Annotated in this window: 7 protein-coding genes; 6 read left to right on the top strand and 1 reads right to left on the bottom strand. The window is 70.3% G+C overall.

Annotation, left to right across the window (positions count from 1 at the left end; all coding sequences use genetic code 11):
• Positions 1-1,996, bottom strand: a 1,996-nt coding sequence (gene hrpA / locus EIO58_RS11135; RefSeq protein WP_127819597.1) for an ATP-dependent RNA helicase HrpA, incomplete at its 3' end; no start/stop codon positions are given.
• 73 nt (positions 1,997-2,069) lie between these two features.
• Here hrpA and EIO58_RS11130 point away from each other — a divergent pair.
• The 6 genes from EIO58_RS11130 to EIO58_RS11105 form a co-directional block, all read left to right on the top strand.
• On the top strand, positions 2,070-2,759 hold the full coding sequence (locus tag EIO58_RS11130; RefSeq protein ID WP_127819596.1) for a hypothetical protein: 690 nt from the start codon (positions 2,070-2,072) through the stop codon (positions 2,757-2,759).
• A gap of 40 nt (positions 2,760-2,799) precedes the next feature.
• Positions 2,800-3,048, top strand: a complete 249-nt coding sequence (locus EIO58_RS11125) for a winged helix-turn-helix domain-containing protein (protein ID WP_446723919.1) — start codon at positions 2,800-2,802, stop codon at positions 3,046-3,048.
• Complete coding sequence (locus tag EIO58_RS11120) at positions 3,045-3,968, top strand: ABC transporter ATP-binding protein (RefSeq protein WP_127819594.1); 924 nt, start codon at positions 3,045-3,047, stop codon at positions 3,966-3,968. The genes EIO58_RS11125 and EIO58_RS11120 overlap by 4 nt, the downstream gene beginning before the upstream one ends.
• Positions 3,965-4,750 (top strand): ABC transporter permease, encoded by a 786-nt coding sequence (locus EIO58_RS11115; RefSeq protein WP_127819593.1) that lies wholly within the window; start codon positions 3,965-3,967, stop codon positions 4,748-4,750. Before EIO58_RS11120 ends, EIO58_RS11115 begins: the two co-directional genes overlap by 4 nt.
• 41 nt (positions 4,751-4,791) lie before the next feature.
• Positions 4,792-5,628 carry an aldo/keto reductase gene (locus EIO58_RS11110; RefSeq protein ID WP_127819592.1) on the top strand — a complete coding sequence of 279 codons (837 nt, stop codon included), beginning with the start codon at positions 4,792-4,794 and terminating at the stop codon, positions 5,626-5,628.
• Between the two features lie 18 nt (positions 5,629-5,646).
• Positions 5,647-6,117 (top strand): thioredoxin domain-containing protein (locus EIO58_RS11105; RefSeq protein WP_164861649.1); only part of this gene is annotated, 471 nt, incomplete at its 3' end.

Below are 6,117 nucleotides of genomic sequence, written 5' to 3'. Positions count from 1 at the left end.
CGGCGAGCGGTTCGGCCCACGCGGGGTCGATCGCGGCGACGGTGCGGGCGAAGAGCCGGCTCGTCTCGACCAGCTCGGCCGCCATGACCGCCTGCGGCCGCTTCTTCTTCAGGCCCGACCCCGGGAAGATCGCGAACCGCGCGCCGCGCGCGCCGACGTACTCGGCCTTCGGCGGCCGGGCCCCGCCGGGCGCGCGGCGGTCCTTCGGTGGTTGCAGCGTGCGCTCGTCCAGCACGCCGATGTGTGACAGCAGGCCCGACAGGATCGCCTTGTGGATCTCGTCCGCATCAGACGTGCCCGCCGTGCGATCGCGCGATGCGCCCACGAGCGAGCTGAGCTGGCGGTGGACGTCGGCCCACTCGCGCACGCGCACGTAGTTGAGGTGCTCCGCACGGCAGAGCCGGCGGAACGCGCTTGAGCCGAGCTCGGCCTGGCGCTCCTGGAGGTGGTTCCACAGGTTCAGGAGCGTGAGGAAGTCGCTCGTCGGATCGGCGAACCGCGCGTGAAGCCGGTCCGCCTCCTCGCGGCGCTCGTCGGGCCGCTCGCGCACGTCCTGGATCGACATTCCCGCGACGATCACGAGCACGTCGCGCAGCACGCCGCCGCGCCGCGCTTCGACGAGCATGCGTGCGAAGCGCGGGTCGATGGGCAGGCGCGAGATCTCGCGCCCCAGCTCGGTCAGCCGCGGTCCGCGGCCCGCCTCGCCGCCGGAACGGTCCTCGACCGCGCCGAGCTCGACGAGCAGGTCGAACGCGGCCTTCACGCCCCGCGAGTCGGGAGGCGTGAGGAAGGGGAACGACGAGATGTCACCGAACCCGAGCGAGAGCATCTGGAGGATGACCGAGGCGAGGCTCGTGCGCAGGATCTCGGGTTCGGTGAACTCCGGCCGGGATCCGAAGTCCTCCTCGGCGTAGAGGCGGATCGCGACGCCGGGGCTCGTGCGTCCCGCGCGCCCGGAGCGCTGCTGCGCGGACGCCTGCGACACGGGCTCGATGGGCAGGCGCTGGATCTTGCTGCGGTTGCTGTAGCGCGAGATGCGGGCCGTGCCGGTGTCGACGACGTAGCGGATGCCGGGGACCGTGAGACTCGTCTCCGCGACGTTGGTCGCGAGGATGACGCGGCGGCGGACGCCCGCCACGGCGGTGCGTTCGAACACGCGGTGCTGCTCGGCCGACGAGAGCCGGCCGTAGAGCGGCAGCACCTCGGTGGGGGCGGCATCCTTCGCGTACATGCCGCGCACGGCATCCATCGCGTCGCGGATCTCGGCCTCGCCCGGGAGGAACACCAGCACGTCACCGGCGGGCTCGCGGTCGAGCTCGCGCAGCGCCGCGGTGATGCCGTCGACGTCGTCGCCCGCGGCCTCGTCGTCCTCGGCGCCGCGCGACCGCGCCGGAGGCCGGTACCGGATCTCGACGGGGTAGGTGCGGCCCGACACCTCGATGATCGGCGCGGGATTGCCGTCGGGGCCTGCGAAATGGGCCGCGAAGCTCGCGGGGTCGATCGTGGCGCTCGTGACGATGACCTTGAGGTCGGGGCGCTTCGGCAGGACGCGCCTGAGGTAGCCGATCAGGAAGTCGACGTTGAGGGAGCGCTCGTGCGCCTCGTCGATGATGATCGTGTCGTAGCGGCGCAGCGTCCGGTCGCGATGGATCTCGTTCAAGAGGATGCCGTCGGTCATGAGCGCGATGCGCGTGTCGGGCGACACCTTGTCGGTGAAGCGGACCTTGTAGCCGACGACGCTCCCGAGGGGGACCCGCAGCTCCTCGGCGATGCGCTCTGCGATCGATCGTGCCGCGATGCGGCGCGGCTGCGTGTGCGCGATGCGCGTGCGCCCGAGTTCCAGCGCGATCTTCGGGAGCTGCGTGGTCTTGCCCGATCCGGTCGCGCCCGCGACGATCACGACCTGGTGGTCGCGGATCGCGCGCGCGATCTCGTCCCGCGCGGCGCTGACAGGCAGCTCGGGCGGATACGAGATGACGGCTTCGCGCGCGGACATGACGCTCCATCGTATGATGCCGAATCCGACAAAGTGGTTGACAGTGAAGATAGCTTTGCGCTACAAAGTAGTCATGGCCGAGAACGAGGATCATCTCTCCACTGACGACGAGCCCCTCGATCCGGCGGGGATGCTCGCCCTGGTCGAGGATCAGCGACGAAGCGTCGTGGGTCAGATCGCCTCGTTCGTGCCTGCCATCCTCACAGCCTGGGGGATCGTGTGGCTCATCGGCTTCGGCACCCTCTGGCTCATCGATGGACTGGCGCCTGCGTTCGCGCTTCCTGTCCCGCTGGCTGTCTCGATCTTCATCGTGCTGCTCGCCGCCGCGATCCTGGTGTCGGCGGTGCTCGGCGCACGATCGGGCCGAGGCCGGCGCGGAAACCGCGGCGAGGCGTTCTCGGGGATCGTCTACGGCGCCACGTGGGCGGTCGGCAGTCTCGCGATCGTCGGGTTCGCGCAGGGGCTGCTCTACAACGGCATGCCTGCCGGCCTCTTCTCGGTGTTCTACCCGGTCGCATATGCGCTGTTCGCGGGCATCATGTACGTCTTGTCCGCCGCGCTGTGGCGGGCGGTACCCATGCTCGTTCTGGGCCTGTGGACGCTCGCGGTCGCGGTCGCCGCTCCCTTCTTCGGCGCGCCGACCCACTATCTGGTGCTCGCACTCGGCTGCGGTCTCGGGTTCCTCGCGCTCGCGGTCGCGTCGTCCATCCACCTCGCTCGTCTCCGGGCGCGCGCGACCGGCAACGAGGCCCGCCGTGGGTGAGCTCGATCCGGTCATCCACGCGCAGGGCCGCCTGCGCATCATGGCGAGCCTGTCGACCCTGGCCGCGGGAGAGCAGATCACGTTCCCGCGCCTGCAGGAACTGCTCGACCTGACGGCCGGCAACCTGTCCACCCACGCGCGCAAGCTCGAGGAGGCAGGGTACGTCCAGGTCGAGAAGGCACACCGCGGGCGCACTCCCGTCACCTACCTCGCGCTGACCAAGCAGGGCCGGCGCGCGTTCGAGGACTACACCGAGGCCCTGCGCTCCGTCCTGGGAGACCCATCATGATGATTGCGGACTTCGCGCACACCACCCGCCGTTACGGCGGTCTCGTCGCCATAGACGACGTCAGCCTGCGGATCGAGGCGGGAGCCCTCGTGGGCCTCCTCGGACCCAACGGCGCCGGCAAGACCACGCTGCTCTCGCTGCTCCAGGGTCTTCGCCGTCCCACTGCGGGCCGCGTGAGTTTGTTCGGAGGCGACCCGTCGGATCCGCGCAGCCGTCGCCTGCTCGGCTCGACCCCCCAAGAGACGGCGCTTCCCGACACATTGCGCGTCGGGGAAGTCATCGACTACGTCGGCGGCCACTTCGCCGATCGCGCGCCGACCGCCGAGCTCGCGTCCGAGTTCGGGCTGGGTGAGCTGCTCCGGCGCCAGTGCGGGTCGCTGTCGGGCGGGCAGAAGCGCCGCGTCGCGGTGGCGCTCGCCTTCGTCGGCCGACCTCGCCTGGTGCTGCTGGACGAACCCACGACCGGTCTCGACGTCGATGCGCGCCGCGCGCTGTGGGCAGCGATCCGCCGGCAGCACGAAGCCGGGGCGACCGTCGTCGTCACGAGCCACTACCTCGAAGAGATCGAGGCGCTCGCGCAGCGCGTCGTCGTGCTCGGCGCCGGCCGGGTGCTCGCCGACGACACCGTCGCCCGCGTGGTGGCGCGCGTGGGCGTCAGTCGCGTCGAGCTCACGTCGGACGCACCGGCGTCGGTCGCGGCGCTGCCCGGCGTCGTGCGGCACGAGCACGTCGACGGGCGGGAGATGCTGACGGTGACGGATGCCGATGCCTTCGTCCGCACGGTCGTCCGCGCCGACGTCGACTTCCGTGACCTGATCGTGCGCGGAGCCACGCTCGAGGAGGCCTTTCTCGCCCTCACCGAGGCATCCGGCCCCACCGCCGCACCGGCCATCGCCGCTGCCGGAAAGGACCTGTCATGACTATCGCCTCCGTGACCACGGCATCCGCCCCCAGCACCCTGCGGCTCACGGCGCTTCATGCGAAATACGCCCTCATCGAGACGTTCCGGGTGCCGATCGCCGTGATCGGAACCGTGGTGTTCCCTGCGCTCGCGCTGCTGTTCTTCGTCGTGCCGCAGCGGACCGTGGCCGACAACCCGCTCTACGCGACGCAGGCCGTCATCTCGCTGTGCGTGTTCGCGGTGATGGCGAACTCGCTCTTCTCGTTCGGGCTCACGATCTCCGAGAGCCGTGAGAAGCCGTGGGATCCGTACCTGCGGACCCTTCCCGCTCCCGGGATCGCGCGCGTGCTCGCGCAGATCCTCTCGACCGGCGCGCTGGGGATCGTCGCCATCCTGCCGGTCGTGATCGTCGGCGGCCTCTTCACCGCGGCCGAGGCGCCGCCGCTTCGGGTCGGCGCGGGGATCCTTGCGCTCGCGGTCGCCGCGATCCCGTTCATGCTCATCGGAACGGCGATCGGCTACGCGCTGCCGTTCAAAGCGGCGATCGCGGTGATCCAGATCGTGATGTTCGCCCTCGCATTCGTGGGCGGACTGTTCCTGCCCCCCGTCCTGTTCGCCGACTGGCTGAACGAGATCTCGAAGTTCATGCCGTCGCGGCAGGCCCGCGAGTTCGTGATCTGGGCGGTCGAGGGGGGGACGCTCGAGTGGTGGGTGTGGGCCGGGATCGCGATCTGGACGGTCGCGATGCTGGTGGCCTCGCTGGCGCTGTACCGCCGCGACGAGGGCCGACGCTATCGATGAGGTCGACCCCGGGCAGGTCGCCGCGCTCGTAGGCTGGGGGCATGACAGTCCCTGACGTGACCCTCAACGACGGCAGCACCATTCCGCACCTCGGCTACGGCGTCTTCAAGGTGCCGCCGGGCGACACGGAGCGGGCCGTCACCGAGGCCCTCGAGGTGGGCTACCGCCACATCGACACCGCCGCGATCTACGGCAACGAAGAGGGCGTCGGGGCGGCGATCGCCGCGAGCGGCATCGCGCGCGACGAGCTCTTCGTCACGACGAAGCTGTGGAACGACCGCCACCACGACGACGAGCCGCACGCCGCGATCCGCGAGAGTCTCGACCGGCTCGGCCTCGAGCGCGTCGACCTCTACCTCGTGCACTGGCCGACGCCTGCCAAGGACGACTACGTCCACGCCTGGGAGAAGATGATCGAGATCCGCGAAGCCGGACTCAGCCGCAGCATCGGCGTGTCGAACCACCTGGTCCCGCACCTCGAGCGCATCGTCGCGGCGACCGGCGTCGTTCCCGCCGTGAATCAGATCGAGCTGCACCCGGCTTACCAGCAGCGCGAGATCACCGAATGGGCGGCGGCGAACGACGTGAGGATCGAGTCGTGGGGCCCGCTCGGGCAGGGCAAGTACAACCTGCTCGGTGCCGCGCCCGTCATGGCCGCGGCTGCCGCGCATGGCAGGACCCCCGCTCAGGCGGTGCTGCGCTGGCACCTGCAGCAGGGCTTCATCGTCTTCCCGAAGTCGGTGCGCCGCGAGCGCCTCGAAGAGAACCTCGACGTGTTCGGGTTCGAGCTCAGCGACGCCGAGATGGCCGCGATCGACGCGATGGATCCGGGCGACGGCTCGGGTCGCGTCAGCTCGCACCCCGACGAGGTCAACTGATCGTGAGGACGTGATGCCATGAATCCCCGCCTGGCGGAAGCGACGAGCCCGTACCTGAGAGCCCACGCGGGCAATCCGGTCGCGTGGTTTCCGTGGGGCGGGGAGGCGTTCGCGCTCGCGCGCGAGCGCGACGTGCCGGTCATGGTGTCGATCGGCTACTCGACGTGCCATTGGTGCCATGTGATGGCACGGGAGTCCTTCGAGGATGCCGAGACCGCGGCCGACCTGAACGCGGGGTTCGTCAGCGTCAAGGTCGATCGCGAGGAGCATCCCGAGGTCGACGCGGCGTACATGGCGGCGGCCGCTGCGTTCTCACGGAACCTGGGCTGGCCGCTCACCGTGTTCGCGACGCCCGACGGCAAGCCGTTCTACGCCGGTACCTATTTCCCGCCCGAGCCGCGCGTCGGCATGCCGTCGTTCCGTCAGGTGCTGGCTGCCGTGCGCGAGGCGTGGACCGACCGACGCGGCGAGGTCGATACGACGGCGGCT

This window comes from Microbacterium sp. CPCC 204701 (genome assembly GCF_004010105.1).
GTDB lineage: Bacteria > Actinomycetota > Actinomycetes > Actinomycetales > Microbacteriaceae > Microbacterium.
The sequence above is the reverse complement of the archived record's forward strand: the minus strand, read 5'-3'. Positions and strand labels throughout refer to the sequence as shown.